Below are 26491 nucleotides of genomic sequence, written 5' to 3'. Positions count from 1 at the left end.
TCACCCAGGACCAAGGACGATGAGTCATTCCTCGCAATTCACCTTGCTCGGCAAGCGGCGCTTCCTGCCTTTTTTCATTACTCAGTCGCTCGGTGCGTTCAACGACAACCTGTTCAAGCAGTCGCTGATCCTGGCCATCCTGTTCAAGCTGAGCCTTGGGGACGGTGACCGATCCATCTGGGTCAATCTGTGTGCCTTGCTGTTCATCCTGCCGTTCTTTCTTTTTTCGGCGCTGGGTGGACAGTTCGGGGAGAAATTTCCCAAGGACGCGCTCATTCGTGTGATCAAGCTGGCGGAGATCGGCATCATGTCGATCGGCGCGCTGGGGTTTGCGACCAATCACCTGGCCCTCATGCTGGTGGCCTTGTTCGGCATGGGTACCCATTCGGCGCTGTTCGGGCCGGTGAAGTACTCGATCCTGCCCCAAGCGCTGCGTGAGCAAGAGCTGGTAGGCGGCAATGGGCTGGTGGAGACGGGCACCTTCCTGGCTATCCTCGCCGGCACCATCGGCGCCGGGGTGATGATGTCGACCGAACGCTATGCCGCGGTGGTAGCCGGTGGCGTAGTGGGCACTGCCGTACTGGGCTACCTGGCCAGCCGCTGGATTCCCCGTGCCGCCGCTGCCTCACCCCACATGAAGCTGGACTGGAACATCTTCAGGCAGTCGTGGACTATCCTGCGCATGGGCCTTGCCCAGCCGCCTGCGGTATCGCGCTCGATCGTCGGCAACTCCTGGTTCTGGTTCGTCGGCGCCATCTACCTGACCCAGATCCCGGCCTATGCCAAGGACTGGCTGCACGGCGATGGCACCGTGGTCACCCTGGTGCTGACGCTGTTCTCGGTGGGCATCGCCCTGGGTTCCTTGTTGTGTGAGCGTCTGAGCGGGCGCAAGGTGGAGATCGGGCTGGTGCCGTTCGGCTCCTTTGGCCTGACCGTGTTCGGCCTGCTGTGGTGGTGGCATTCCGGGGATGTGCCCAGCGCTGCCAGCGCCCATGACTGGCTCGACCTGCTGGGCCTGAGCCAGGCGTGGTGGATTCTGCTGTCCATCGTCGGGCTCGGGGTGTTTGGCGGTTTCTATATCGTGCCGCTGTACGCATTGATTCAGGCACGCACCGCCGTAGACGAGCGCGCGCGGGTGATCGCTGCCAACAACATCCTCAATGCGTTGTTCATGGTGGTATCGGCCCTGTTGACCATGGTGCTGCTGGGCGTGGCTGGGCTGGACATCCCGCAGCTGTTTTTGGTCGTCTCGCTGCTGAACATCGCCGTCAACGCCTACATTTTCAGCATCGTGCCTGAATTCACCATGCGGTTTCTCATCTGGCTGCTCAGTCACTCGATGTACCGCGTCAAGCACCAGGGGCTGCAGCACATTCCCGACGAAGGCGCGGCATTGCTGGTGTGCAACCACGTGTCGTTCGTCGATGCCTTGTTGCTCGCTGGCGCGATACGCCGTCCCATTCGTTTCGTCATGTACTACAAGATCTACAACCTGCCCGTGCTCAACTTCGTGTTTCGCACCGCAGGCGCCATTCCGATTGCCGGACGCAGCGAGGACCTGGCGACGTACGAGCGCGCCTTCACCCGCATTGCCCGTTACCTGGCTGACGGCGAGCTTGTGTGCATCTTTCCCGAGGGCAAGCTGACAGGGGACGGTGAGGTCGACGTGTTCAAGGGCGGCTTGAGCCATATCCTTGAACAGACGCCGGTGCCGGTGATTCCCCTGGCGCTGCAAGGGCTGTGGGGCAGTTTCTTCAGTCGCGACCCGGCCAAAGGGTTTTTCAGAAGAATGTGGTCCCGTGTGACCGTCGTGGCAGGCAGCGCCATCCCTGCACAGGAGGCGCTACCAGAGCGGCTGCGCGAGCAGGTCATTGGCCTGCGCGCAGGCATTCGCTGAGCAAACCTGGCCAGCTGACCGGTATCAGCTGGCGCTGACCTTGAGGCCGATCAGGCCGCATACGATCAGTGCCACGCTGACCAGTCGAACCAACGCCATGGACTCACCGAACAGGATGATGCCGGCGATCACGGTGCCCACCGCGCCGACGCCGGTCCAAATGGCATAGGCCGTCCCCAGCGGCAGCTCTTTCATCGCCAGGCCCAGCAGGCCGAGACTGACGGCCATGGCGGCAACCGTCAGCGCGGTGGGCAGTGGCTTGCTGAAGCCGTCGGTATACTTGAGGCCAACGGCCCAGCCGACCTCGAACAGGCCGGCGAAGAACAGGATGATCCAGGACATGATGCGTCTCCATCGTTGCAAGTGATGGGGCCGTCCCCTGGATGATCACGCTGGGCGTCGTGAGGTCGTCCTCACCGTGAGCCCATGGTGCACATCTACGGTCTGCCGGGCAAGCCTGCGGGCCAATCGCCTGTCAGCGTCTGACACGTTTTGCGCCCTCGACGTCGGAGGAGGTGTCCTCCAGCCGCCGGAACCAGGTGGAAAGCAGCGCCCCGGAAATATTGTGCCACACGCTGAACAGCGCACTGGGCACGGCCGCCAGGGGCGAGAAGTGCGCAGCGGCAAGGGCTGCTCCTAGCCCGGAGTTCTGCATGCCGACCTCCAGCGCCAGCGACTTGCGCTGGGCCAAGGGCAGTTTGCACAGCTTGCCGGTGATGTACCCCAGCAAATAACCGAAGCTGTTGTGCAACATGACCACCGCCATGATCAACAGCCCCGACTCGGCGATTTTCGCCTGGCTGGCGGCCACCACGGCGCATACGATCAGTACGATGCTCACCACCGATACCAGTGGCAAAACCTGAACTGCGGTCTGCACGCGCTCACCCAGCAGGCGTTGGGCCAGCACGCCGAGTACGATCGGGAGCATGACCAGCTGCAGGATCGACCAGAACATATCCATGAAGGACACCGGAAGCCAGGCCGACGCCAGGAACCAGATCAGCGCAGGGGTCAGCAGTGGCGCCAGCAGCGTGGTGACGCCTGCGATGGCTACGGCCAGCGCGAGGTCGCCGCGCGACAGCCACACCATCACGTTCGAGGCCGTACCGCTCGGGCAGCAGCCGACCAGGATCACGCCCACGGCGATCTGCGGCGGTAGCTCGAAGAGCTGGCACAGCAGCCAGGCCATGCCCGGCATGATCACGAAATGCGCGACCACCCCCAGCATGACCCGCCAGGGTTGGCGGGCCAGGGCAGCGAAGTCGTCGAGCTTGAGGGTAAGGCCCATTCCGAACATCACCAGCCCCAGCAAGGGCACGATGGCCACCTTCAACCCAATGAACCATTGCGGTTGCAGGAAGGCCAGCACGGCGAACACCAATACCCACAAGGCAAAGGTGTTGCCGACGAATCGACTCAAGGCGGCGAGGGCGCGCATGGGGTTATCTCCAGTTCGACTGCATGCCCGGGCATTGTCGCTGCAGGCAGGGGGTCAAGTGCGGCAACGGTGCCGCACTCAAGTGTCGTGGGTACTGCCAACCCGCAGCGGGCTCACACCCCTTGCGGGATTTCTTCGCCGCCCAAAGCTTCGAAGAGCACGGGCAGGAACTCTGCAAATGTCATCATCATCAGCTGGAAGCTGGCGTCGAACTGCTGCGCGGCCTCGTCACCGCCATCCTGCTCGGCCTGCTCCTGCAGCAGTTCCTCGAATTTCAGGCGCTTGATGACCATCTTGTCGTCCAGCACGAACGACAGTTTGTCCTGCCAGGCCAGGGCGAGTTGGGTCACGACCTTGCCGGTACTCAGGTGCAGCTGGATTTCCTCGCCAGTCAGGTCCTGGCGCTTGCAGCGCACGATGCCGCCATCTTCGGCCGTGTCGCGCAGCTCGCATTCGTCCAGCACATAGAAGCCTTCGGCGGCATTCTGGGATTTGACCCAGTCGGTCATGGTGGCCACCGGGGCGATCTTGACGGTGGCCGGCCGCACGGGCAGCGAGCCCATCACTTCGCGCAGCGTGGACAGCAGGTCTTCGGCGCGTTTGGCGCTGGCCGAGTTGACCAGAATCACCCCCAGGCGCGGGGCGATGGCAGCGAAGATCATCGAGCGGCGAATGAAGGCGCGAGGCAGGAAGGCCTGAATGATCTCGTCCTTGATCTGGTCACGCTCCTTCTTGTAGACCTTGCGCATCTGTTCGGTCTCGATCTCTTCGACCTTTTCCTTGACCGCGTCATTGACCACGCTGCTGGGCAGAATACGTTCTTCCTTGCGTGCAGCGATCAGCAGGTAATCGCCACTGACGTGCACCAGCGGGGCATCTTCGCCCTTGCCGAACGGGGCGACGAAACCGTAGGTGGCCAGCTCCTGGCTGGCGCACGGACGGGCTGGCTTGCTGGCCAGGGCAGCCTCCAGGGCTTCAGGCTCGAAGGGCACGTCCTGGGTCAGGCGGTAGGTCAGCAGGTTCTTGAACCACATCGGGGAAGTCTCTCATTAATGCATAAGGCGGGCATTATTCTCCTACCAGCCCCGGAAGGCCAACCCTGTCAGAGGGCCAGCAGTGCACAAACCGGACGAAATCGGGCCGTTACGCTAGGTCGTTGAAAGATCTGTACTTTTTTCGAAATAAAGTGAAAGAAAGTGCTTGCCAGGGGGCAGGGCCGTCCGTAGAATGCGCCCCACACCGAGACGAAGGGTGATTAGCTCAGCCGGGAGAGCATCTGCCTTACAAGCAGAGGGTCGGCGGTTCGATCCCGTCATCACCCACCACTCGATGTATAGCGCAGCGGTAGTTCAGTCGGTTAGAATACCGGCCTGTCACGCCGGGGGTCGCGGGTTCGAGTCCCGTCCGCTGCGCCATATTCAGCTTCAAGGGCCCACTGAACACCCTGAAGCAAACAGAAAGCGACCTTAGGGTCGCTTTTTTTATGCCTTGAATTTCATGCGAACGTGCAGGGTATAAAAAAAAGCCATAAGTGCTTGCCAGCATTGAAAGTTGTCCGTAGAATGCGCGCCACACCGAGAGACATGGGTGATTAGCTCAGCCGGGAGAGCATCTGCCTTACAAGCAGAGGGTCGGCGGTTCGATCCCGTCATCACCCACCACTCGATGTATAGCGCAGCGGTAGTTCAGTCGGTTAGAATACCGGCCTGTCACGCCGGGGGTCGCGGGTTCGAGTCCCGTCCGCTGCGCCATATTCAGCTTCAAGGGCCCACTGAACACCCTGAAGCAATAAGAAAGCGACCCTAGGGTCGCTTTTTTTATGCCTGCATTTCAGTTTTATAGTCGTCTTTCAGGCCCGGGCCGCCTGGCCATTGAGGCCTGGGCGCTCCTCGGCCCGCAGGGTCAGTACCTCGAACCCTTCGTCCGTCACGGCCACCGTGTGCTCCCATTGCGCTGACAGGCTGCCGTCACGTGTCACCACGCTCCAGCCATCCTTGAGCGTGCGGGTGCCGCGCCCGCCCTGGTTGATCATGGGCTCGATGGTGAACACCATGCCTGGCTTGAGCTTCATGCCCATGCCGCGCTGACCGACATGCAGCACCTCTGGCGCTTCATGCATCTGCTGGCCAATGCCATGCCCACAATACTCTCGGACCACGCTGTAGCCTGCGGCCTCGGCATGCGCCTGCACGGCATGGCCAATGTCACCCAGGGTGGCCCCAGGTCGTACTTGCTCGATGCCTTTCCACAGCGCCGCATAGGTGGTGTCGATCAGGCGCCGGGCTTCATCATCGATCTGCCCGATGGCGTACATTTTAGAAGAGTCAGCAATGTAACCGCCTTGTTCCAGCGTGATGTCGACGTTGACGATCGAACCTTCTTTGAGTACTTCATCGGCGTCAGGCATGCCATGGCACACCACATGATCGACCGAGGTATTGAGCGCATAGGGAAAGCCGTACTGGCCTTTGCTGGCCGGTCTTGCCCGAAGGGCCTGGACGATGAAGTCTTCTGCGTGGTCATTGATCTGCAGGGTGGTGATGCCTGGACGGATGAAACTGTCGAGTTCGGCGAACACCTGTGCCAGCAGTTGGCCTGCGCGGCGCATCAGGTCGAGCTCGGCGGGGGATTTGATGATGACCTTGGACATAAACGCGAATAATCACTCCAGCTAGAATGCCTCAAAGCATAGACCCACGGCATACCCACATGCCACCGTCGAGCACCGATGCGTCACTTGATCGTGGATGATTTCTTTGTCGGTACCTGCTGTTTTAAATATGACTTTAGCGCTGGCGCGGGGGATCTGTCAGGTCATGGCATGAAGCTGTTACCTGGTTGATGAATAACGATTCACTTGCTGAACTTACTTACTCAAACCCGCTCCTATGCCGGTAGCCATTGGTGAGGGCCGCCTGCTAAGCTCGCGGCCTCTACCCTGATTGCCCTTATGGCGCATGAACAAGGAATTAGCATGAAACAGCATCGTTTGGCGGCTGCGGTTGCCCTGGTAGGCCTGGTACTGGCTGGTTGTGATCAGCAGGCCAGCAGCCCCGAACTGAAGACGCCTGCGCAGAAAGCTTCCTACGGCATTGGCCTGAACATGGGCAAGAGCCTGGCGCAGGAAGGCATGGACGACCTCGATTCCAAGGCGGTAGCGCTGGGTATCGAGGACGCCGTTGGCAAGAAAGAGCAGCGCCTGAAGGACGAAGAACTGGTAGAAGCCTTCACTGCCTTGCAGAAGCGTTCCGAAGAACGCCTGGCCAAGGCCAGCGAAGAGGCGGCCACTGCGGGCAAGAAGTTCCTTGAAGAAAACGGCAAGAAGCAAGGCGTGGTGACCACCGCATCGGGTCTGCAGTACGAAGTTGTCAAGAAGGCCGATGGTCCGCAGCCCAAGCCAACCGACGTGGTGACCGTTCACTATGAAGGCAAGTTGATCGACGGCAAGGTCTTCGACAGCTCCGTCGAGCGCGGCAGCCCGATCGACCTGCCGGTCAGCGGCGTGATCCCAGGTTGGGTCGAAGCGTTGCAATTGATGCACGTTGGCGAGAAGTACAAGTTGTTCATCCCTGCTGACCTGGCCTACGGCGCCCAGAGCCCGAGCCCGTTGATCCCGGCCAATTCGGTTCTGGTGTTCGACCTGGAACTGATCGCGATCAAGGACCCAGCGCAGCTGCAAGGTGGTGAGCCTGAGGCCGAAGCGCCTGCCGACGCACCGGCTGAAGCACCTGCCAAGTAAGGCGTGTTTCGATTGAAACGAGCGCGCTGTCATCACGGAGCGTTCGGTTCACTTGATACCATTGGGGCCGCTATGCGGCCCTAATAGTATCTGCGGCAAAGCTAAATCCTGGGGAGGCTGCGCGGCCGATCCGCAGCCCCGGCAAGGCCGTAACTGCGCGGGTACAGCGTACTCCGCCTACACGGGTATCTGATGACATTCAGAGCCGTGCTGAACCTGTGGCGGAGCTGCCTTACAGGACGTTCGCATTTGGGCATCCCGTTCGAACCTGCTCTGGCGCCCATGGTCCGAACAAGGACAGGCGCTGGGTGTAAGCTGCGTCTGAAATAACTGTCCTAGGGCGGGCCCGCGCAGTGCTCTGTAACCGCTGTGTAAAAAATGCCCGATCTTGTCCGGTGCCCTGTTTATGGGCCAGCGGGCTCGGAAACGTCCCCCTGTTCACAAGGTTATCCACAATAAATGTGGATAACCTTTTCCGTCTGGAGGCACCATGAAGGCACCTTGGAATTTCACGCGCTTCCTGCCCCTGGCAGAGCGCCTGCTCAGCCGTGGGCGCTTGCCGGCGCTGCTGTTCGCGGTGGCCCGCAAAGGGCCACGCTTGGGCCAACTGCGCGAAGACGTGAAGTTGATGCAGGCCCTGTGCCTGGCATGGTGGCGAGGCGAGTACCGGGCGATCAACCGCAAGGCCTTGATTACGATCGTTGCCGGTCTGCTTTATTTCGTAAGCCCCATCGACGCCATCCCGGACTGGTTGCTGGGCGTAGGTTTTCTGGATGACATCGCCGTGCTGGGGTGGGTGCTCAAGACCGTTTCCGATGAACTGGAGCGCTTCAAGGCCTGGCGGGACACCCAGTCGCCAGAACGGCTGCAGGTAGTTGAGCGTCTTCCAGCCACCCCCGAAGACCTGCGTCTGGAGCGTGAAATCCCTTGAGGCGTCAGTGACACGGTAGAACCCTGACAGCGCTCGACTGCAAAGATCCTGAACTTGGTCATATAATTGGCACATGAAACACGCCAATGGATTACCTTCAGTAGTCCTCTCGAAGGGATTTTTGCAATGGATATTCAGGTCATCAGCCGCGACGGTCAACCCGAGTATGCCGTCGTACCGTGGGAAGACTACCAGGCGCTGCTCAAGGCAGCAGGGCAGGCCCCAGCGAATACCCCAGTACAGTCACCTGTCGAAGAAGCCGCCTCACATGCCGCTTTGCCCGCATTTAGCGAAGTAGGTGCCATACGCCGGGACAAAGGCATCGCCGCCGAGCACCTGGCCCGCAATGTGGGGGTGAGCCCGGCTTACCTGGCGATGATCGAGTCGGGCGAGCGGGAGCCCGATGCCGCCATTCGCCGTGCCCTGGCCTGGCACCTGGGTGTGCCTGGCTGGAGCGAGGCTTCATGAGTCAGGTCAGGATCAGCCGCCAGCACTGGGACAACCTGCTGGGCGAGCTGGATCTGGCCCGACGGCAACGTCATTTGCTGACCTACCGAGCGCTCATCGAGCGCCTGCAACTGCCAAGTCCTGCCATGCAGACACTGACCGCAGCGCTTGAGTACCTGGCAGTGCTGGATGCGCGTGCCGAACAACCCCTGCGCAGTTCATTGGTGATCAGCCAGGGTGCCAGCCGCTTGCCGCGCACAGGCTTCTTTGAGTGCGTCGAGCGGTTAGGGCGCTTCACAGGGCCTGTCGATGGCATGGAGGCCGCTTCCTGGCATGCCTCTGAAGTCGCACGCGTATTCGAATACACGTATCCCGATCCCGCCTGATCAGACCCAGCAACGCTGAGCCCTCCAACCCTTCTCCAGGCGCTCCTACCAATGACCCAAAAAGAAAGCCGGGCATCAATGAGCCCGGCTTTTCTTTACACATCAGGGGAGGGTGGCGAATGGATCGTCCCTCCCCAGGGTCTGCCGCTTACTTCTTAGCCACCTTGGTGCTGGCGCTGAGGTAATCGATCAGGATGCGCCCGGTTTCCGACAGGTAGGCGTCGTCTTCCGGCTTGGTGTCTTCATCCTCGGCCGGCAGTGCATCCTCATCTTCTTTCTTCAGCTCCTTGAGCGGTTCCTCGCCCTTGGCCTTGCGACGGATGTTTTCCAGAGCCAGTTGCTTGGCCTCGACTTCATCGTGACGCGCCCGACGCTCTTGCTCATTGAGGCTGACGGTCTTTTCGGTCATCAGTTTCTGGGTCAATGCCAGGCGGTCGCGGATGTAGATGAACTCGGCATCCTTGTCGCTGCGTGCCTGGTGCTGAGCCTTGAGCTGGGCCAGGTAAGGCTTGAAGGGGTCTACCGCAGGCTTGACGACAGGACGGATGGTGTCCCATGGCATCGCCTCGGGCAGGGCGCTTTCGCCGATTTCCTTGGTGTCGATGATCGACGGGTAGTCGATGTCCGGCAATACGCCCTGGTGCTGGGTGCTCTGCCCGGAAACCCGGTAGAACTTGGCCAGGGTCAGCTTGAGCTCGCCATGGTTAAGTGGCTGAATGGTCTGCACGGTGCCCTTGCCGAAGGTCTGGCCACCAATGATCAACGCGCGGTGATAATCCTGCATGGCGCCAGCGAAAATCTCCGATGCCGAGGCGGACAGGCGGTTGACTAGCAAGGCCAGCGGCCCCTTGTAGAAGGCACCTGGGTTTTCATCTTCAAGCACATCCACACGGCCATCGCTATTGCGCACCAGCACAGTAGGGCCTTTTTCGATGAACAGGCTGGTCAGCTCGGTCGCTTCCTGCAGCGAACCACCGCCATTGTTGCGCAAGTCGATGACCACGCCGTCGACTTTCTCTTTCTGCAGCTCGGTCAGCAGCTTCTTCACGTCACGCGTGGTGCTCTTGTACTCCGGATCACCTGCGCGGTAGGCCTTGAAGTCCAGGTAGAACGCCGGGATCTCGATAATGCCGAGTTTGTAGTCACGCCCGTCCTGCTTGAGTTTGAGCACGGACTTCTTGGCCGCCTGCTCTTCGAGCTTGACCGCTTCACGCGTGATCGACACGATCTTGCTGGTCTGATCGCTGGGGGCGTTACTCGCCGGGATGATTTCCAGGCGTACCACCGAGCCCTTGGGGCCGCGAATCAGCTTGACCACTTCGTCCAGGCGCCAGCCGACGACGTCGACCATTTCCTTGTTGCCCTGAGCAACGCCTATGATCTTGTCGGCCGGTGCGACCTGCTTGGTCTTGGCCGCAGGCCCCGCCGGTACCAGGCGCACGATCTTGACCTGATCGTTGTCGCTTTGCAGCACCGCGCCAATCCCTTCGAGCGACAGGCTCATGTTGATGTCGAAGTTTTCGGCGTTGTCCGGCGACAGGTAGTTGGTGTGCGGGTCGTAGGACTGGGCAAACGTATTGATGTACGCCTGGAAAATGTCTTCGGCGCGGGTCTGATCCAGGCGTGCCAGCTGGTTCTTGTAGCGCTTGATCAGGGTTTCCTGAATCTGCTTGGGCTCTTTGCCAGCAATCTTCTGGCGCAGCACCTCGTCCTTGACGCGTTTACGCCACAGGTCGTCCAGGGCAGCCTGGTCCTTGAGCCAAGGCGCGTCCTTGCGGTCGATCAGCAAGGTCTCGTTGACCGTGAAGTCGATCTTGTCCACGCCCTTGTTGAGCTCGGCCAAGGCGAAGTCCAGGCGCTGCTTGACCCGGTCCAGGTAGCGCTTGTAGATGGTGAAGCCAGGGTCGAGGTTGCCGCTTTTGAGGAAGTCGTCGAACTGCGTCTTCCACTTGTCGAATTCGGCGATGTCGGCGGCGGTGAAATAGCTGCGCGCCGGGTCCAACAGCTTGATGTAGCCGTCGTAGATGATGACCGAACGGGCGTCATCCAAGGGCGGCTTGCTGTAGTGATGGCGTTTGAGCAGCTCCACCACGTTGAGGCTGGCGACGATTTCGTCGCGGTCCGGTTGCAGGCTGTCCCATTTGTTGGCGGCCGCCGCATTGCCGCCGAGCGTAAGGCTGCCAAGGCCGATCATCAGTGCCAGGGCGGTGCTGGGTAGGAAATGCTTCATGCTGATTCGACGTGGGGGCAATTGATCACGCATAGTAGGCCGTCTTTTCCGTTCGCCGGTTCCATAAAAACCGGGCGCATACTGCAAAAAGCCTGGGCACGGGTGGCCCAGGCTCGGTCATATGATTCAACTATGGAGGCACTGTGAAGGCATTGCAAGGCGTTGACGGACATGTCACCTGGGTCGAAGCCGAACGTCCGGCGTGTGACGCAGGACAAGTACGCATCCGGGTCGCGGCTGCGGGGTTGAACCGTGCCGATTTGCTGCAGATGAAAGGGCTCTATCCGCCGCCGCCCGGCGCCAGCCCCTACATGGGCCTGGAATGTGCCGGCGTGATCGCAGAAGTGGGGGCCGGGGCAGCCTGGCGGGTGGGCGACAGGGTGTGCGCACTGCTGGCCAGCGGTGCCATGGCCGAGGAAGTGATCGTCGATGCGCGGCACGTGCTGCCTGTGCCCGAAGGGCTTAGCCTGCATGAAGCGGCAGCCCTGCCGGAGGTCTACGCGACGGCGTGGCTGAACATCTTCCAGCTGGGCGGCGTCAAAGCCGGCGAGAAGGTGCTGGTGCACGCCGGTGCCAGCGGCGTGGGGTCGGCTGCCATTCAACTGTGCAAGGCGTTCGGCAACAGCGTCTGGGTCAGCGTCGGCTCGGCCGAGCGACTGGCGTATTGCCAGGCCCTGGGCGCGGCAGGTGGCGTGGTGCGCAACCAGAACCTCGATGACCTGGAAGCCATCGGCCCATTCGATGTGATTCTCGACCCGGTCGGCGCCAGCTATGGCGAGCTGAACCTCAAGCTGCTGGCCCGCGACGGGCGCTGGGTGATCATCGGCGTGATGGGTGGACGCACGTTCGAACTGGACTTGGCCCAGGTCATGGGCAAGCGGGCGCAGATCACGGGCTCGACCTTGCGCAACCGTGACGATGCGTTCAAGGCCGAACTGTTGAGTGACTTGCACCAGCAAGTCTGGCCGCTGTTTACCGAGGGGCGGTTGTCACCGCAGTTGGTTGATACCTACCCGGTGGAGTTCGCCCAGGCAGCCTACGCCGAACTCGAGACCAACCAGGTGTCCGGCAAGCTGGTCATGATCATCGACCCGAGCCTGGCCTAGTGTCGGGCCCGCTTGCCTGCTCGGGTACTGGCCTCATGGCGCCCTCATAGTCCCTGCGGGCCTGCGTGAACGCAGGCCCACGGGGGCAGGGCAAGCCTTGGCACTGAACAGCGAACGCGGGTTCAGTGCCAGCTCAAGATCGGCCAACCGTGGGCTTGCGCATGCTCGCGCAACACAGGGTCCGGGTTCACGGCACAAGGGTGATCCACCTTCAGCAACAAGGGCAGGTCATTGCGCGAGTCGGAATAGAAGCTCGCGCCCTCCAGGTTTTCCTGCTCCTGGTCCAGCCAGGCCATCAAGCGGGTGATCTTGCCTTCCTGGTAGGTGAGTACGCCATGGGTAGCCCCGGTATAGACGCCATTGCGGGCCTCCAAGTCGATTGCCAGGTATTCGTCCACGCCCAGGCGTGCAGCAATCGGTCCAACCAGGTGTACCCCTGACGCAGAAATGATCAGCACCCGGTCCCCGCGCTTGCGATGTTCGGCGATGCAGCGGCAGGCATCGCCTAAAATGATCGGTTCGATGACATCTTCCACCCACGGCTCGACCAAGTGTGCGACCTCTTCCAGGGTCCGCCCGGCAATCGGCTCCAGGCTGAACGCCATGTAATCTTCCATCGCCAGCTCGCCTTTGCTGTAGGCCTCCATGAGCGCGCGGTCACGGCGCAAGAACGTGTCACCATCCACCCACCCCAGCCGGGCCATGTGTTCGCTCCACAGTGACGCGCAGTCGCCGTGAATCAGGGTTTCGTCCAGATCGAAAATGGCTAGCGCCATACATGCATCTCCTTAAGCCACTTCCCGTAGCGCACTGGGGTCTATCGACACGCTGACCCGCTGACCGTCGGCATGCAGGTCGGCGGGTGAGCGGTTGAGCACATCCACCACCAGCTCTACCTCGCGTACCTGCACCCGATAACGTATCACGTTGCCCAGCAGGCTGTGACTGCGCACCTGGGCGTCGAGTTCGCCGTGCAGACCCAGTGTGATGGATTCTGGGCGTATGGCCAGGCGCCCGGTGACAGGCCGCTGCAGCAGGCGGCTGGCACTGTCGGCGTCCAGCAGGTTGTAATTGCCGATGAAACCGGCGGCAAACAGGTCCACCGGGGCCGTGTAGAGAGTCTCTGCATCACCGCTTTGCACGATACGGCCCTGATTCATCAGGAAGATGCGGTCTGACAGCGTCAAGGCCTCTTCCTGGTCATGGGTAACGAAGATCGTGGTCAAACCCAGTTCCCTCTGGATGGCGCGGATCTGTTCACGCAGGTGTTTGCGAATACGCGCATCGAGCGCCGAAAGCGGCTCGTCCAGCAACAGCAGTCGGGGGCGGGTGACCAGGGAGCGGGCCAGGGCGACGCGCTGGCATTGCCCGCCAGACAACTGGTGAGGGTAACGTGCGGCGAAGTCATTCAATTCCACCAGCTGCAATGCCTCGCGCACCCGTGCCTGGCTTTCATCACCCCTGACCTTCTGCATGCGCAGCCCGAATGCGACATTCTGCTCCACCGTCATGTTGGGAAACAGCGCGTAGCTCTGGAAGACCATGCCGATACCGCGCTTCTGCGGGCTCTGCGGCACGATGTCGATGCCGTCGAGCAGGATCTGCCCGCTGTCAACGGGCGTGAGCCCGGCGATGCAGCGCAGCAGCGTGGACTTGCCGCACCCTGAGGGGCCGAGCAGGGTGATGAACTCGCCCCGTTCGATCTGGCAATCGATCTGGCTGAATACCGGGCTACCGGCGTAGCTTTTTTGCAGGTTGCGTACGCTGACGTAGCTCATGTCAGGTCTTGTCCTTGTTCAAGCGGTTGGCGACCCACGTCAGGATCAGCACGAAGGCGAAATAGGAGATCACCAGCGCACTGTTGAAGTGGCCGCTGCTGTTGCGCATGTTGTTGAGGTACACCTGCAGGGTCTCGTAGCGCGTGCCCACCAGCAGGTTGGCGAACACGAATTCCCCGAACAGGAACGAGAACGACAGCAGCAGGGCCACCATCAGGCCCTTGCGCAGGTTGGGGAGTACCACCAGCAAAGCCGCCTGCCAGGTGCTGGCGCCCAGCAACTGCGCCGCGTCCATCAGGTCGCGCAGATTGATGGCCTGCAGGTTGTTGGTGATGGCCCGGTACATGAAGGGCAGGGCGATGGTGAAGTAGCAGCCGATCAGAATCCACGGTGTCCCCACCATGGCCATCGGCCCACTGCCATACAGTTGCAGCAACCCCACCGACGACACCACAGGTGGTACGGCAAACGGCAGCAGGATCAGGACATTCATCAACGCGTCGAGCCGGGGGAAGTGATAGTGCACCACGAACAGCAGTGGCAGGATCAGCACGACCGACAGCAGCAGCGCGCCGACGCACACCAGCAGCGACTGGCCGAATGCCGCCAGAAAGCGCGGCTCGCTCCACAACGCCACGTACCACTTCAGGGTCAGGCCGCTGGGAAGCAGGGTGGCCGACCAACTGGTGGCCAGGGAGTAGAGCAGGGTGCCGGCCAGTGGCATCAGCAAAATCAGAAACAGCAGGTAGACCACGGCGCGGTGGTACCAGCCGCCTCCTTTGGGGTCAGCGCGCATGGTAGCTCCTTTTCAACAACCATTGATGCACCACGGTAACCACCGTCATCAGCCCTACCAGCACCATTGCCAGGGCACTGGCAAGGTTCGGATCGAGGCTGATGTCGCCGGCCACCAGGCCCGCGATGCGTATGGGCAGTACGTTGAAGTTACCGGTGGTCAGGGCATAGACCGTGGCGTAGGCGCCCAGGGCATTGGCCAGCAGGATGACGAAGGTGCCCAGCAGCGCCGGGGCCAGCACCGGCAGCCCGATGTGCCGCCAGAACTGCCAGTGATTGGCGCCCAGCAGCGCAGCCGACTCGCGCCAGTCTTCGCGCAGCGCGTCGAAGGCCGGGTACAGCAGCAGGACACCCAAGGGGATCTGGAAATAGGTGTACACCAGGATCAGCCCGCTCTTGGAGTAGATGCTGAAGTCTTCCAGCAGGCCCATCTGCTTGAGCAACAAGGTCAATGCGCCGTTGAAGCCGAGCAGGATGATGAACGCGAACGCCAGCGGCACGCCGGCAAAATTGCTGGTCATGTTGGCAAAGGCACTGACGAAGTCGCGCAGCCGCGAGTCCACCTGACGCAGCGAATAGGCGCCCAGGGTCGCGATGATGATGCCGAACAGGCTGGACCAGAAGCTGATCTCCAGGCTGCGTTGCAGGGCTTGCAGGTAGAACTTGGAGGCGAACACCTTGCTGAAGTTGTCCATGCCCCAACCCGCCTCCGACTGCAGGCTGCTCAGCGCCACCCAGGCCAGCGGGGCGATCTGGAAGATCACGAAAACGGCAGCGAAGGGCACCAGGCACAGCAACGCCAGGTAACGGCCACGAGGCGATTGGCTCATTTGAGCAACTCCCGGCAGACCGATTTGTCGTGAGCGGCGCCAAGCAACTCACAGATGGTCCCGCACAGGTCGGTCTGCAGTGGCTTGGCCGATGGGTCGAGGCTGAAGGCTGCGCCGACCACGAACAGGGGTACTTCGCGCTCTTCGGCCAGCAGCCCGTTGTGCGAGCGATCGTTGTTCATGCCATGGTCGGCGGTCACCAGCACTTGATAGCCCTCGTCGAGCCACCTGGGCAGGTAATCGGCCAGCAGGATGTCCGCGCTGCGGGCAGCATTGCGGTATTGGCTGCTGTCCAGCCCATGGTGGTGGCCCACATCGTCGATGCTCATCGGGTGCACCAGCAGGAAGTTGGGCGCATGGCGCCGGCGCAGGTATTCGCCGTCCGCCAGCAGGTGTGAATCGGGGTAGCGATCGTCCCAGTAGAACAACCCGTGCTGGATGGGCAACTTGGGGGCGTGGGTATGCCGGTCACGCTGGGGGTCGAACGGGGAGCGGTTGTAGAGCTCGCTCATCCAGTGATAGGCCGCCGCTGCCGTGCCCAGGTTGGCCTCGCGGGCGTAGTGGAACACGCTGCGCTGGTTGGAAAGCCGGTTGACGTTGTTGTGCACGATGCCGCTGTCGATAGGGGGCACACCCGTGAGAATGCACTCGTACAGCGGACGGGACAGCGACGGCAACTCGCACTCCATGCGGTAAAGCGCGGCGCGGTCGGCCTCGACATAGGCGTGCAAGTGGCCCATGGCGTGGTGGGCAACCTGATAGTTCAGCCCGTCCAACAGCACCAGGATGACGTTGTGGCTCATTGATGACTCCGCAAAAAACCATCGGGGAAGGGGGCGCTCGCATTGCGCGGCGCCGCGCCGGGGAGTTACTGCTGGCGCGACGCCGGCTCGCTGGGGCTGCCATACAGGCGGGACGGCCAGCGTGGCAGCTGGCAGGCCCGTCTGCATGCCTCATTCCATCTCGATGATCACCTGCTCCTGCCACATCTGCGGCAGCTTCTTGGAGGTCGCTTCCCACACCTCGGCGTTCTTGATCGGCTGCGCAGGCGCATATTGCTCGTTGGGCAGCAATTTGGCCTGCACATCTTCCGGCAACTTCAGGTGCTCGGCGCGGATCGGGCGTGCATGCCCCTTGGCCAGGTTGATCTGCCCGGCATCGCTGAAGATGTATTCACGCGTCAGCTTCGCGGCATTGGGGTGTTTTGCGTACATGTTGATGATGGTGGTGTAGCCCGAGGTGATCGAGCCGTCCGATGGGATCAGCACTTCGAAGCGCTTGGGGTCGATCTGATCGCGGTAGCTCAAGCCATTGAAGTCCCAGACCACGCCCACTTCCACCTCGCCCTTTTCCAGGGTCTGGATGGTCGGGTTAGCCAGAGAAAGGCGCTTTTGCTGGGCCAGCTTGGTGAACAGTTGCAGGCCTGGGGCCACGTTGCTCTCATCGCCCTTGTAGGCGATGGCGGCGGCCAGCACACCATTGGCGGCCTGGGCGGCGGTGCCGACATCACCGATGGCCACCTTGTACGTGCCGCGCTCCAGGTCGTGCCAGGTCTTGGGCCGCTCTGACTCCTTGACCAGGTCCTTGTTGATGATGAACGCGATGGTGCCGGTGTAGGCCAGCGCCCAATGGCCGTCCTTGTCCTTGGCCCACTCTGGCACCTGGTCCCAGGTGCTTGGCTTGTACGGCTGGCTTACGCCCTTGGCGATGGCGATGGGTCCGAACGCTGCGCCCACATCGCCGATGTCGGCACTGGCGTTGTCTTTCTCCGCCTCGAACTTGGCGATTTCCTGCGCCGAACTCATGTCGGTGTCGCTGTGCTTGAGCCCGTACTTGCTGGCCAGGTCCTGCCAGGTGTCCTTCCAGTTGGCCCAGGCGTCGGGCATGCCCACGCTGTTGACCATGCCTTCCTTGCGGGCGGCATCCTCCAGTGCCTTGAGGTCATCTGCGGCCATGGCCGACGTGCAGAACGCGATTGCCGAACCGAGCAGTGACGCCATGAACAACTTTTTCATCCGTAGCTCCTTGGGTGGGTGCATCGACCGAACGCTGTTGTGTATGAAGCCGTTGTCTGCAGCCTTGGTCTAGGTCAGCAAACCTTGAGCCAAGGTAGGCCGGTAGCGTGACAATTTGATGTAGCCCCAGGTCCAGCTGCCTGATCGCGGCCTCTGGCAATACAGCGTAGACCACCTGCGAGCGGGGCTTCACAAGGCCTGGCCCGTTTCTGGCAGCACCAGCCGGGCAGTCTTGTCACGGGATGTTCATCAGCCCTGCCTAGGCTTGTATCCAGTGCCCCGTGCCCTGTAGTGGGGCTGGCCTAGTCCAGATAGGTAACCTTTGATGCAGCCGATGCCACCGCGCGCGGTAACAGCCATCTGTAACGCCCTTGAGGAGCAGATCGGACACGGCCTTTTGGCGCCTGGCGGCAAGCTGCCTGCCGAACGCCGGCTCAGCGAACTCTTCGCCACCACGCGCATCACCCTGCGCGAAGCGTTGGTGCAGTTGGAGGCAAGGGGGTTGATCTATCGCGAGGAGCGGCGGGGCTGGTTCGTCGCCCCCGAACGCTTGAGCTATGACCTCATCGCGCGCAGCCACTTTCATGCAATGGTGCGTGAGCAGGGGCGGGCCGCCAGTACCGAGTTGCTGTCGGCTCGGCTGCAGCCCGCGTCGGCAGCCATTTGCGCGCGGTTGCAACTGCCGGCGTTGTCCAGTGTGGTGCGCATCTGCAGGCTCAGGCGCATCGACGGCAGGGCGGTGCTGTACGCCGAGCACTACCTCAACCCGCGTTACTTTCCGGCCATCCTCGAGCAAGACCTGGCCCAGTCATTGACCGAAATCTACGCGCGCCAGTACGGTCTGCACTACGGGCAGGTGTGCTTCGAGATCCTGCCCACCGCATTGCCCGTGCAGGCGGCCGGTGCGTTGAAGGTGTCAGCAGGCAGCCCTGGGCTGCAAATCACCCGGGTCAACAGCGACCAGCAGGGGCAACTGATCGACTGCGACCTTGAATACTGGCGCCATGACGCCATCTGCATCAGGGCACAGGCAGGCTAGCCGGGCGGCCTCTTGAGGGCGCCAGCGAGGACGCGATCCATGGCCAACCGGCTTCAACCGGACGGCTCGGTTTGTGTCATGGCGCCTGCGCCGGCCGTTACCACCTGCACCGACAACCTGGGCGTTGCCAAGTCCAACCCGGCTTCGTCGAGCTGGCGCTTGAGTGCCAGGTTGAAGGCCCGCGACACCTCCCACTGCTTGATCGGCGCCGTCTTGAAGCGTGCCCGCAACACCGCTGAACCCGACTCGAAGCTCTCCACCCCTTGCAGTTCCAGCGGCGACCAGATGTTGCGGCGCATCAGCGGATCGCTGCGCAGCTTCTGACCGACCTCGCGCACCAGTGTGATCGCCTGGTCGATGTTCATGTTGTAGGGGATCGCCACGCGGAAGATCGCATAGCCGAATTCGCGGGAGTAGTTCTTGATGCTCTTGATTTCGCTGAAAGGAATGGTGTGCACGATGCCATCGATGTCCCGCAGACGCACGGTGCGGATGGTCAGGCCTTCCACCGTACCCAGGTGGCCGCCGACATCCACGTAGTCGTCGATGGCCAGGGAGTCCTCGATGATGATGAACAGCCCGGTGATCAGGTCGGCCACCAGCGACTGGGCGCCGAAGCCGATCGCCAGGCCGATGACACCGGCACCGGCCAGCAGCGGCGTCACGTTCATGCCCATGTTGGCCAGGGCGACGATCACCGCGATGATGAAGATGAACACGAACATCACGTTGCGGATCAACGGCATCATGGTCTGCGCCCGGGCGTTGGCCATGCCGCGGCGCGAGCGGACCAGCGCATGGTGTACCGCTGTGTCCGCCAGGATCCACACCAGCCACGCGACAATCAGCGTCCCTGCCAGGCCCATCAGGCGCAGGCTGATGTCATGCCCATCGCCTTCGGCGAAGCTGATCATCGACAGCCCCCATACCCGAAGACCCAGTTCGATGAACACCAGCCAGATGAACAGGTGGACCAACAAGTAGCCAAAGTTGCGCAGCCGCTCGGCATACACCGCATGGCGCTTGCCGGCGCGCTTGGGGTTGGCAGCGTGGCGGCGCACCAGGCCATTGAGCACCATGCACACCACCACCAGCACCGTGCACATCAGTGACTGGCGAAGCGCCGTGCTGGTATCACCGGCCGAAACGAAAGTGGCGAACAGCGAGATGGCTACCAGAATCAGCGCCGGAATGAACCAGAAACTGCCCAGGATCTCGATGGTATCGCTCAGGGTTCGTCGCGTCAGGCGGCGCGACAAGGGTTGGTTGCGGATCAGGTGGGCAATGGGCCGGCGAAAACGCAGGATGAACAGGCCGGTGCACACCGCGGCGACGACGTTGGCCAGGGTTGCCACCCCATGAGCCAGGTGTATGCCCAGCGCAGCGGTGAGGCGCGGGTCGCTCATGGCCTCGCCGAAGGCGGCAAAGCTGCCGATCAGCCACAAGGGTCGGAATGCACGGTGGCGCAGGATGTGCAATGCCCGGTGGCGGTGCGGGCCGTCCAGCAGGGAAAACGCGATCACGCAGATGGCCGAGAAGCAGGTGCCGACCACCAGGGCATACGCCAGCACCATGGCCAGCGATTTACCCAGCGACGGGGGCAGTACGAAGCTCAGGTACACCGTGAACACCAGCGCGACCAACCAGGGGCCCAGCTTGCGCAGGGCGAAGCGGACCAGGTCCCAGGTGCGAGGATGCTGGGGCAGTTCTTCGCTCAGGCCGAATCGCAGGCGGACCCGATGGCCCACCCAGTTGAACGCGAACGCCAGTACGCTCCACACCGCGATAACCGCAGCAAAGCCGAACAGGATCGCGGGCCATTGGTGAACAGGCACCATCAAGGCCGCCAGTTCTTCCTGGGCCTGGTCGATTTCCATGCCCCAGCGCTGGAACGGGTTGGCTTCCCCGGTGAACTGCTTTTCGAAATCGTGCAGGGCGCCACCGATCAAGCCGAGCACGCCTTGCTCAACGCTCGGTTGCGACTTTTGCGTGGCGTCGCGCAGCTTTTTCAGGTCGGCCAGGAGTTTGGCACGCTGCTGGTCGTTCTCCAGGCTCTTGATCACCTCGTCGAGAGATTTGCCCAGCGGCTCGGAAGCCTCGGGCTGGGCGGGGGCACTGGAACCCAGAAGGCCGGGCAGGCCTGCTGCGTGTGCAGAACCTATGAACAGCAACAGCACAACAAACAGGTAACGCAGAAGGGCAGGCACGGGCAGATCTACCTCAGGTCAAACGATTGCCCGAGTGTAGAGGTTTATGACGGCAGTTTCTCCAGGATCTTCCAGCAGGTCAGGCCGAAGATGCCCAGGGTGCCCACCCACATCATCAGCACGCCAACATCGCGCTCGCGCAGGCCGAACCCGAGGGTCAGCAACAACAGCGATGCGCAGACGGGAATCAGCAGGGCCAGGAAGGGTGACATGGCGACAGTCCTTTGCAGTGAGACATGCCTTTAGCATAGTCGCTAACCCCCGACCTGGCCTGCTGGAAGCGGACTCGTCGGCCATGTGCAGCAGCGCGGCCTGTTGGCGCCGGGTGTGTAGCACCCCGGCGCCCCGCGTGGCTCACGGCAAGTCGTGGCTGCGGTAGAACGCTGTCAGGACCTTCACCAAGTGCGCCAGGTCATGGCTGCCGCACAGCTCGCGGATGGAGTGCATGGCGAAGGTCGGCAGCCCGATGTCGACCGTCCGCACGCCAAGGTGACTGGCCGCAATGGGCCCTATGGTCGAGCCACAGCCCATGTCGCTGCGTACCACGAAGCTCTGCACCGGTACTTCTTCGGCCATGCACAAGTGGCGGAAGAAGCCGGCGGTTTCGCTGTTGGTGGCGTAGCGCTGGTTGTTGTTCACCTTGATCACCGGCCCTGCGTTGAGTTTCGGGCCGTGGTTGCCGTCGTGCTTGTCGGCGTAGTTCGGATGCACGCCATGGGCATTGTCGGCCGAGACCATCAACGAGCGCTGGATGGTGCGCACGTAGGCGTCACCGTCGGGCAACAGGCGCTGCAACGTCTGCTCGAGCATCGGCCCGTCGGCGCCGCAGGCCGAGCTGCTGCCGACTTCCTCGTGGTCATTGCACACCAGGATGCAGGTTTCATCGCTGTCAGCGGCCAGCAGGGCCTGCAGCCCGGCATAGCACGACAGCAGGTTGTCCAGGCGGGCGCCGGCAATGAAGTCGCCATTGAGCCCGATCTGCGCGGCGTCCTGGGTATCGTAGAAACTCAGCTCGTAGTCCAGTACCACGTCGGCGTTGAGTTGGTGCTCGCGTGCCAGTTGCTCGGTCAGCAGGGCGCGAAAGTCGATGCGCTCGTCACCGGCCACCTGGGCCAGGATCGGTGGCAGTTCGGTCTGCGGGTTGATATGCCAGCCATCGTTGGCGGTACGGTTGAGGTGGATGGCCAGGTTGGGGATGACGGCGATCGGCAACTTGAAGTCGATCAGCTGGCTTTCCACCTTGCCGTCACGGCGGTAGGTGACCCGCCCCGCCAGCGACAGGTCGCGGTCGAACCACGGCGCCAGCAGGGCACCGCCATACACTTCCACGCCCAGTTGCAAGAAGCCCTGGCGCTGCAGTTCCGGCTGCGGCTTGACCCGCAGGCAGGGGCTATCGGTGTGGGCGCCGACCATGCGGATGCCGTTGAGCAGCGGCGCCTGCCTGCCCATCTTGATCGCGATGATCGAGGAATCGTTGCGGGTGACGTAATAGCGCCCGCCCGACACGACGGACCAGCTCTCGCGTTCGTCCAGGCGCTGGTAACCAGCGGCCTCCAGGCGCAGGGCCAGGCTGGCAGTAGCGTGGAAGGGAGTAGGGGAGGCCTTCAGAAAATCGATCAGGCCTGCATTGAGTACATCGCGCATAGTTCACTCCAGACAGCAGTGGCGCGAGTTTAGCGTATTGAGTCGCCGAGCGGTGTCGGGCTGTGGGTTGTGCGGTTGGCCAGGCGACAGTTGTTGCGAAGGTATAGCGCAGGCTCCAGGCCGCACTGCGGCCCCAGCGCTTCGGCCTGCATTGCAGCTCGTCAGGACAGGCCCAGCAGCGCTCGTGGACTGCTAGCCACAGCACACCCCATCAAAACGGTGCCGGGCACTCGAATCTGAGGCGTTCACCGGACACCGGGTGGGTAAAGCTGAGCATCGATGCATGCAGGCAAAGCCGCTCGTGGGCGGCCAAGGCCTGGGGGTTGGCATACAGCCGATCACCCAGCAGCGGGTGGCCGATCGATAGCATGTGCACACGCAGTTGGTGCGAGCGCCCTGTGATCGGCGTCAGCTCCACACGGCAATACTCGCCGCAACGTTCCACCACCCGCCAGAACGTCAGCGCATGCTTGCCTTGTTCATGATCCACGACGTGGCGTGGCTTGGTAGGTGGGTCATACCGCAGTGGCAGGTCGATGCTGCCGCTGTCCAGGGCCGGCTGCCCCCAACACAGGGCGGTGTAGGCCTTTTCGGTTTCCCTGTCATGGAACTGGCGCGACAGCTCGCGGTGGCTGTCGGCATCGCGGGCCAGCAGGATGATGCCCGAGGTTTCCCAGTCCAGGCGATGCACGATCAGCGCATCGGGATAGCCGTTTTCCTGAAGGCGGGTGATCAGGCAATCCTTGTTGTCGTCAGCTCTGCCCGGGACCGACAGCAGCAGCGTCGGCTTGTTGATCACCAGGATGGCGGCGTCTTCGTGAAGGATCTGGAGGGTGGACAGCGGCATTGCGTGGTCTCTGTTGAATCGGGAGAAAAAAGCGGGGCTGTGCTGCAACCCATACGCGGCAAGGCCGCTCCGACAGTGGAACGCGATCCCTTGTCGGAGCGGCCTCGTGCCGCGAATGGGCTACAGCGCAGCCCCGGCTCTTGGCCGGATCAGCGATCCGGCAGGGTGATGTTCAGCTCCAGAATGGAGCAGCTGCCCTGGTTTTCCAGCTCGATATGCACATCGTCATTGCCGATGTTCACATACTTGCGAATCACTTCCAGCAGTTCCTTCTGCAACTCGGGCAGATAGTCCGGTTCGCTGCGTTGTCCGCGCTCGTGCGCCACGATGATCTGTAGACGCTCTTTCGCCACCGACGCGCTGGTCTGTTTCTGTCTGCCACGAAAGAAGTCAAAAAGGTTCATGGTTTATTTGCTCCCGAAAATGCGCTCGAAGAATCCCTTCTTCTGTACATCGATGAAGCGCATCGGCTTCTCTTTGCCCAGCAGGCGGTCGACTGCGTCACTGTACGCCTGGCCGGCATCGCTCTGGTCATCGAGAATGACCGGGATACCCTGGTTGGATGCCTTGAGCACCGCCTGCGATTCGGGAATCACGCCCTTGAGCTTGATCGAGAGAATCTCTTCCACGTCGGCCACGCTCAGCATTTCGCCCTTGACGACGCGCTCGGGGTGGTAGCGAGTGATCAACAGGTGCTCCTTGATCGGCTCCTCGCCGTTTTCCGAGCGGCGCGACTTGCTCGACAGGATGCCCAGCATGCGGTCGGAGTCACGGACCGAAGACACTTCGGGGTTGGTGACCACGATGGCCTCGTCGGCGAAATACATGGCCAGGTGGGCACCTTTCTCGATACCGGCCGGCGAGTCGCAGATCACGTACTCGAACTGCTCCTTGAGGTCCATCAGGACTTTCTCGACGCCTTCCTGAGTAAGCGCGTCCTTGTCACGGGTCTGGCTGGCAGCCAGCACGTACAGGTTTTCCAGGCGCTTGTCCTTGATCAGGGCTTGTTGCAGGTTGGCTTCGCCATTGACCACGTTGACGAAGTCGTACACCACGCGGCGTTCGCAGCCCATGATCAGGTCGAGGTTACGCAGGCCCACGTCGAAGTCGACGATAACCGTCTTGTGGCCACGCAGTGCGAGGCCGGTACCGATGGCGGCGCTGGTGGTGGTCTTGCCCACACCCCCTTTGCCGGAAGTAACCACGAGAATCTTGGCCAAGGTGTTTCACCCCTAAAATGATCGGGACGCAAGTCCCTGCAAATAACTGAAATAACGGCAACGATAAAAAAGTTGCTCTAAAAATGCTGGCAAGTATCCGTTAAAGACGGGTGATGTTCAACACGTCGCCAGACAGGCTGACTTGTACGCCCGCCCCCCACAAAGGATCGCGGCGCAAGTCTTCGCACACTTTGTACTGGCCGGCAATGGAGACCATTTCGGCGGTCATCTGCTGGCAGAAGATACGCGCCTTGGTATTGCCCTTGATACCTGCCAGGGCACGGCCACGCATGGCGCCGTACACATGGATGTTGCCATCGGCAAGAAGTTCCGCACCCGGGCTGACCGAGGCGGTGACCACCAGGTCCCCCCCTTGGGCATAGATCTGCTGGCCGCCACGTACCGGAGCGGTGATGATGCGCGTGGGGCGCACCTCAGGTTCGAGTACCGGTGGCGGGGCAGGGGCCGGCTCGGGTTTCTTGGCCTCGGGCTCGGGTTCCAGTGGCCGCTCGCGGGCGCCGGACGGGGGCAGCACTGGCAGATCGATGGCGATGGCCGCGGCAATGTCCTCGATGCGGTTGGCGCGGATGGCCAGGGTCCGCAGGCCATGGTGGCGGCAAATCCGCATCAAACCAGGCAAGTCGACCGCGCCTTCGCCGGCCGGCAGCTTGTCCAGCGCCAGCACCAACGGCGTGTTACTGAAGAAGTTCGGCGCCTGCGCCACTTTGGCCGCCAACTGGCGATCGAGGGCTTCAAGGTCGTTGCGCGCCAGTTCCAGAACGGTAATGGCAAGCATGCTGCCCTTGAGCTGGAACACGGAGGGGGTGTCGGGGGTGTGGTTTGGGCTCATGGTCTGCATAGACGGCTTGTTGCGGAAAAAGTGCCCTGACTTATAACGATAAGACCGGTTGCCCGCAACATGAGCCGATCCGTTGTAGAATGCGCGGCCCATGTCTTGCTGGAAGCTTCAATGGATCGCCCGCGTTTTCGTCCCTATTTCCTTCATCCCAAGTTCTGGGGCCTGTGGCTGGGCCTGGGGCTGCTGTGGCTGGTGGTGCAGTTGCCGTACCGGGCATTGCTCAAGCTGGGTGCGGCGTTAGGCGCGATCATGTACCGCTTTGCCGGTGAACGCAGGCGTATCGCCGCGCGCAACCTGGAACTGTGCTTCCCCGAGCTGTCGGCGGACGAACGGCAACGGCTGCTCAAAGCCAATTTTGCCTCGACCGGCATCGCCTTCTTCGAAATGGCCATGAGCTGGTGGTGGCCCAAGACGCGGTTGGCGCGCCTGGCCCATGTCGAGGGGCTTGAGCACTTGCAGGCCGCCCAGCAGGCGGGGCAGGGCGCAATCCTGATGGCGGTGCACTTCACTACCCTGGAAATCGGTGCGGCCTTGCTCGGCCAGCGTCACACCATCGATGGCATGTACCGCGAACATGGCAATGCCCTGTTCGATTTCATCCAGCGCAGCGGACGCGAACGGCACAACCTGGACTCACTGGCCGTCGAACGCGAGGATGTCAGGGGCATGCTCAAGCTGCTGCGGGCCGGCCGCGCAATCTGGTACGCACCCGACCAGGACTACGGCGCCAAGCAAAGCCTGTTCGTGCCCTTGTTCGGGATCCCGGCAGCCACGGTCACGGCCACCACCAAGTTTGCGCGCCTGGGCCGCGCCCAGGTCATTCCCTTCACGCAGAAGCGACTCGAAGACGGCAGCGGTTATCGGTTGGTGATTCATCCCCCACTGAGCGATTTCCCCGGTGAGAGCGAAGAGGCTGATTGCCTGCGAATCAATCAATGGGTCGAGCAGGTACTGCGCGAATGCCCCGAGCAGTACTTGTGGGCACACCGCCGGTTCAAGTCCCGACCGGACGGGGCCCCAAGGCTGTACGAAAAGAAAGGGCGTTGAAAGCGAGTGCGCCGCTGCCGTAATGGCAGTGGC

General features: G+C 62.0%; 26 protein-coding genes and 4 tRNA genes. 12 read left to right on the top strand and 18 right to left on the bottom strand.

Annotated features, from left to right (window positions below; genetic code table 11):
- Positions 1-19: 19 nt before the first annotated feature.
- Complete coding sequence (locus NMB38_RS16075; protein ID WP_027915774.1) at positions 20-1897, top strand: 1-acyl-sn-glycerol-3-phosphate acyltransferase; 1878 nt, start codon at positions 20-22, stop codon at positions 1895-1897.
- Positions 1898-1921: 24 nt separating this feature from the next.
- Here NMB38_RS16075 and sugE read toward each other — a convergent pair whose 3' ends face one another.
- From sugE to rdgC, 3 genes are all read right to left on the bottom strand, one after another.
- A complete protein-coding gene (gene sugE / locus NMB38_RS16070; protein ID WP_023533912.1) occupies positions 1922-2239 on the bottom strand; it encodes a quaternary ammonium compound efflux SMR transporter SugE in 318 nt (105 codons plus the stop codon).
- A gap of 133 nt (positions 2240-2372) precedes the next feature.
- Positions 2373-3338, bottom strand: a complete 966-nt coding sequence (locus NMB38_RS16065) for a bile acid:sodium symporter family protein (RefSeq protein WP_027915775.1) — start codon at positions 3336-3338, stop codon at positions 2373-2375.
- A 113-nt stretch (positions 3339-3451) separates the two neighbouring features.
- Positions 3452-4372 carry a recombination-associated protein RdgC gene (rdgC, locus tag NMB38_RS16060; RefSeq protein ID WP_049695574.1) on the bottom strand — a complete coding sequence of 307 codons (921 nt, stop codon included), beginning with the start codon at positions 4370-4372 and terminating at the stop codon, positions 3452-3454.
- 215 nt (positions 4373-4587) lie between these two features.
- Between rdgC and NMB38_RS16055 the strand changes: the two genes are divergently transcribed.
- The 4 genes from NMB38_RS16055 (at position 4588) to NMB38_RS16040 (ending at position 5089) form a co-directional block, all read left to right on the top strand.
- Positions 4588-4663 (top strand) — tRNA-Val (locus tag NMB38_RS16055).
- A gap of 13 nt (positions 4664-4676) precedes the next feature.
- Positions 4677-4753: transfer RNA gene (locus NMB38_RS16050), tRNA-Asp, on the top strand.
- A gap of 170 nt (positions 4754-4923) precedes the next feature.
- A tRNA-Val gene (locus NMB38_RS16045) sits at positions 4924-4999 on the top strand.
- A 13-nt stretch (positions 5000-5012) separates the two neighbouring features.
- Positions 5013-5089 (top strand) — tRNA-Asp (locus NMB38_RS16040).
- Positions 5090-5187: 98 nt separating this feature from the next.
- Here the strand turns inward: NMB38_RS16040 and map are convergent.
- Positions 5188-5988, bottom strand: a complete 801-nt coding sequence (gene map, locus NMB38_RS16035) for a type I methionyl aminopeptidase (protein WP_027915777.1) — start codon at positions 5986-5988, stop codon at positions 5188-5190.
- A gap of 324 nt (positions 5989-6312) precedes the next feature.
- Between map and bamJ the strand changes: the two genes are divergently transcribed.
- The 4 genes from bamJ to NMB38_RS16015 all read left to right on the top strand — a co-directional run bounded on the left by bamJ (position 6313) and on the right by NMB38_RS16015 (position 8841).
- Positions 6313-7077 carry a BamJ family beta-barrel-assembly machinery protein gene (gene bamJ / locus NMB38_RS16030; RefSeq protein ID WP_027915778.1) on the top strand — a complete coding sequence of 255 codons (765 nt, stop codon included), beginning with the start codon at positions 6313-6315 and terminating at the stop codon, positions 7075-7077.
- Between the two features lie 490 nt (positions 7078-7567).
- A complete protein-coding gene (locus NMB38_RS16025) occupies positions 7568-8008 on the top strand; it encodes a YkvA family protein (RefSeq protein ID WP_088523743.1) in 441 nt (146 codons plus the stop codon).
- Positions 8009-8134: 126 nt separating this feature from the next.
- On the top strand, positions 8135-8476 hold the full coding sequence (locus NMB38_RS16020; protein WP_027915780.1) for a helix-turn-helix domain-containing protein: 342 nt from the start codon (positions 8135-8137) through the stop codon (positions 8474-8476).
- Positions 8473-8841 carry a hypothetical protein gene (locus NMB38_RS16015; RefSeq protein ID WP_027915781.1) on the top strand — a complete coding sequence of 123 codons (369 nt, stop codon included), beginning with the start codon at positions 8473-8475 and terminating at the stop codon, positions 8839-8841. Before NMB38_RS16020 ends, NMB38_RS16015 begins: the two co-directional genes overlap by 4 nt.
- Positions 8842-8989: 148 nt before the next feature.
- On the opposite strand, the gene NMB38_RS16010 is transcribed toward NMB38_RS16015, so the two are convergent.
- A complete protein-coding gene (locus tag NMB38_RS16010) occupies positions 8990-11071 on the bottom strand; it encodes a carboxy terminal-processing peptidase (protein WP_165919272.1) in 2082 nt (693 codons plus the stop codon).
- A gap of 143 nt (positions 11072-11214) precedes the next feature.
- Between NMB38_RS16010 and NMB38_RS16005 the strand changes: the two genes are divergently transcribed.
- Positions 11215-12177, top strand: coding sequence for an NAD(P)H-quinone oxidoreductase (locus NMB38_RS16005; RefSeq protein WP_027915783.1), 963 nt, complete (start codon positions 11215-11217; stop codon positions 12175-12177).
- Between the two features lie 122 nt (positions 12178-12299).
- Here the strand turns inward: NMB38_RS16005 and NMB38_RS16000 are convergent, their stop codons facing one another.
- The 6 genes from NMB38_RS16000 to NMB38_RS15975 form a co-directional block, all read right to left on the bottom strand.
- Positions 12300-12953, bottom strand: a complete 654-nt coding sequence (locus NMB38_RS16000; RefSeq protein WP_027915784.1) for an HAD family hydrolase — start codon at positions 12951-12953, stop codon at positions 12300-12302.
- Between the two features lie 12 nt (positions 12954-12965).
- Entirely contained in the window at positions 12966-13955 is a 990-nt protein-coding gene (locus NMB38_RS15995) for an ABC transporter ATP-binding protein (protein ID WP_027915785.1), read from the bottom strand.
- A gap of 1 nt (position 13956) precedes the next feature.
- Entirely contained in the window at positions 13957-14751 is a 795-nt protein-coding gene (locus tag NMB38_RS15990) for an ABC transporter permease (protein ID WP_027915786.1), read from the bottom strand.
- Positions 14741-15580, bottom strand: coding sequence for an ABC transporter permease (locus NMB38_RS15985; protein WP_028686850.1), 840 nt, complete (start codon positions 15578-15580; stop codon positions 14741-14743). Before NMB38_RS15985 ends, NMB38_RS15990 begins: the two co-directional genes overlap by 11 nt.
- Complete coding sequence (locus tag NMB38_RS15980) at positions 15577-16383, bottom strand: alkaline phosphatase family protein (protein WP_494354837.1); 807 nt, start codon at positions 16381-16383, stop codon at positions 15577-15579. Before NMB38_RS15980 ends, NMB38_RS15985 begins: the two co-directional genes overlap by 4 nt.
- A 150-nt stretch (positions 16384-16533) precedes the next feature.
- A complete protein-coding gene (locus tag NMB38_RS15975) occupies positions 16534-17595 on the bottom strand; it encodes an ABC transporter substrate-binding protein (protein WP_490806120.1) in 1062 nt (353 codons plus the stop codon).
- Between the two features lie 325 nt (positions 17596-17920).
- Here NMB38_RS15975 and NMB38_RS15970 point away from each other — a divergent pair, with 325 nt between their 5' ends.
- Complete coding sequence (locus NMB38_RS15970) at positions 17921-18634, top strand: UTRA domain-containing protein (protein ID WP_345956345.1); 714 nt, start codon at positions 17921-17923, stop codon at positions 18632-18634.
- Between the two features lie 53 nt (positions 18635-18687).
- Here NMB38_RS15970 and NMB38_RS15965 read toward each other — a convergent pair whose 3' ends face one another.
- From NMB38_RS15965 to minC, 7 genes are all read right to left on the bottom strand, one after another.
- Entirely contained in the window at positions 18688-20841 is a 2154-nt protein-coding gene (locus NMB38_RS15965) for a mechanosensitive ion channel family protein (RefSeq protein WP_027915791.1), read from the bottom strand.
- A gap of 44 nt (positions 20842-20885) precedes the next feature.
- Positions 20886-21053: a hypothetical protein gene (locus tag NMB38_RS15960; protein WP_165919273.1), complete on the bottom strand. Its 168-nt coding sequence runs from the start codon at positions 21051-21053 to the stop codon at positions 20886-20888.
- Positions 21054-21195: 142 nt separating this feature from the next.
- On the bottom strand, positions 21196-22485 hold the full coding sequence (locus NMB38_RS15955; RefSeq protein WP_027915792.1) for a M18 family aminopeptidase: 1290 nt from the start codon (positions 22483-22485) through the stop codon (positions 21196-21198).
- A gap of 211 nt (positions 22486-22696) precedes the next feature.
- Positions 22697-23332, bottom strand: coding sequence for an RluA family pseudouridine synthase (locus tag NMB38_RS15950; protein ID WP_027915793.1), 636 nt, complete (start codon positions 23330-23332; stop codon positions 22697-22699).
- A gap of 149 nt (positions 23333-23481) precedes the next feature.
- A complete protein-coding gene (gene minE / locus NMB38_RS15945; protein WP_009682849.1) occupies positions 23482-23736 on the bottom strand; it encodes a cell division topological specificity factor MinE in 255 nt (84 codons plus the stop codon).
- Positions 23737-23739: 3 nt separating this feature from the next.
- Entirely contained in the window at positions 23740-24552 is an 813-nt protein-coding gene (minD, locus tag NMB38_RS15940) for a septum site-determining protein MinD (RefSeq protein WP_012313198.1), read from the bottom strand.
- 100 nt (positions 24553-24652) lie between these two features.
- On the bottom strand, positions 24653-25411 hold the full coding sequence (gene minC, locus NMB38_RS15935) for a septum site-determining protein MinC (RefSeq protein WP_027915794.1): 759 nt from the start codon (positions 25409-25411) through the stop codon (positions 24653-24655).
- A gap of 111 nt (positions 25412-25522) precedes the next feature.
- Between minC and NMB38_RS15930 the strand changes: the two genes are divergently transcribed.
- Positions 25523-26458 (top strand): lipid A biosynthesis lauroyl acyltransferase, encoded by a 936-nt coding sequence (locus NMB38_RS15930; RefSeq protein WP_027915795.1) that lies wholly within the window; start codon positions 25523-25525, stop codon positions 26456-26458.
- Positions 26459-26491 lie beyond the last annotated feature (33 nt).

It is taken from the genome of Pseudomonas sp. FBCC-B35 (assembly GCF_059133755.1).
This window is presented reverse-complemented; position numbering and strand designations above follow the sequence as displayed.

Excerpts from the sequence above, each read along its gene's own strand:
- NMB38_RS16075 (WP_027915774.1), top strand. The coding sequence starts at position 20 with ATGAGTCATTCCTCGCAATTCACCTTGCTCGGCAAGCGGCGCTTCCTG.
- sugE (WP_023533912.1), bottom strand. The coding sequence starts at position 2,239 with ATGTCCTGGATCATCCTGTTCTTCGCCGGCCTGTTCGAGGTCGGCTGG.
- NMB38_RS16065 (WP_027915775.1), bottom strand. The coding sequence starts at position 3,338 with ATGCGCGCCCTCGCCGCCTTGAGTCGATTCGTCGGCAACACCTTTGCC.
- rdgC (WP_049695574.1), bottom strand. The coding sequence starts at position 4,372 with ATGTGGTTCAAGAACCTGCTGACCTACCGCCTGACCCAGGACGTGCCC.
- map (WP_027915777.1), bottom strand. The coding sequence starts at position 5,988 with ATGTCCAAGGTCATCATCAAATCCCCCGCCGAGCTCGACCTGATGCGC.
- bamJ (WP_027915778.1), top strand. The coding sequence starts at position 6,313 with ATGAAACAGCATCGTTTGGCGGCTGCGGTTGCCCTGGTAGGCCTGGTA.
- NMB38_RS16025 (WP_088523743.1), top strand. The coding sequence starts at position 7,568 with ATGAAGGCACCTTGGAATTTCACGCGCTTCCTGCCCCTGGCAGAGCGC.
- NMB38_RS16020 (WP_027915780.1), top strand. The coding sequence starts at position 8,135 with ATGGATATTCAGGTCATCAGCCGCGACGGTCAACCCGAGTATGCCGTC.
- NMB38_RS16015 (WP_027915781.1), top strand. The coding sequence starts at position 8,473 with ATGAGTCAGGTCAGGATCAGCCGCCAGCACTGGGACAACCTGCTGGGC.
- NMB38_RS16010 (WP_165919272.1), bottom strand. The coding sequence starts at position 11,071 with ATGAAGCATTTCCTACCCAGCACCGCCCTGGCACTGATGATCGGCCTT.
- NMB38_RS16000 (WP_027915784.1), bottom strand. The coding sequence starts at position 12,953 with ATGGCGCTAGCCATTTTCGATCTGGACGAAACCCTGATTCACGGCGAC.
- NMB38_RS15995 (WP_027915785.1), bottom strand. The coding sequence starts at position 13,955 with ATGAGCTACGTCAGCGTACGCAACCTGCAAAAAAGCTACGCCGGTAGC.
- NMB38_RS15990 (WP_027915786.1), bottom strand. The coding sequence starts at position 14,751 with ATGCGCGCTGACCCCAAAGGAGGCGGCTGGTACCACCGCGCCGTGGTC.
- NMB38_RS15985 (WP_028686850.1), bottom strand. The coding sequence starts at position 15,580 with ATGAGCCAATCGCCTCGTGGCCGTTACCTGGCGTTGCTGTGCCTGGTG.
- NMB38_RS15980 (WP_494354837.1), bottom strand. The coding sequence starts at position 16,383 with ATGAGCCACAACGTCATCCTGGTGCTGTTGGACGGGCTGAACTATCAG.
- NMB38_RS15975 (WP_490806120.1), bottom strand. The coding sequence starts at position 17,595 with ATGAAAAAGTTGTTCATGGCGTCACTGCTCGGTTCGGCAATCGCGTTC.
- NMB38_RS15970 (WP_345956345.1), top strand. The coding sequence starts at position 17,921 with ATGCAGCCGATGCCACCGCGCGCGGTAACAGCCATCTGTAACGCCCTT.
- NMB38_RS15960 (WP_165919273.1), bottom strand. The coding sequence starts at position 21,053 with ATGTCACCCTTCCTGGCCCTGCTGATTCCCGTCTGCGCATCGCTGTTG.
- NMB38_RS15955 (WP_027915792.1), bottom strand. The coding sequence starts at position 22,485 with ATGCGCGATGTACTCAATGCAGGCCTGATCGATTTTCTGAAGGCCTCC.
- NMB38_RS15950 (WP_027915793.1), bottom strand. The coding sequence starts at position 23,332 with ATGCCGCTGTCCACCCTCCAGATCCTTCACGAAGACGCCGCCATCCTG.
- minE (WP_009682849.1), bottom strand. The coding sequence starts at position 23,736 with ATGAACCTTTTTGACTTCTTTCGTGGCAGACAGAAACAGACCAGCGCG.
- minC (WP_027915794.1), bottom strand. The coding sequence starts at position 25,411 with ATGCAGACCATGAGCCCAAACCACACCCCCGACACCCCCTCCGTGTTC.
- NMB38_RS15930 (WP_027915795.1), top strand. The coding sequence starts at position 25,523 with ATGGATCGCCCGCGTTTTCGTCCCTATTTCCTTCATCCCAAGTTCTGG.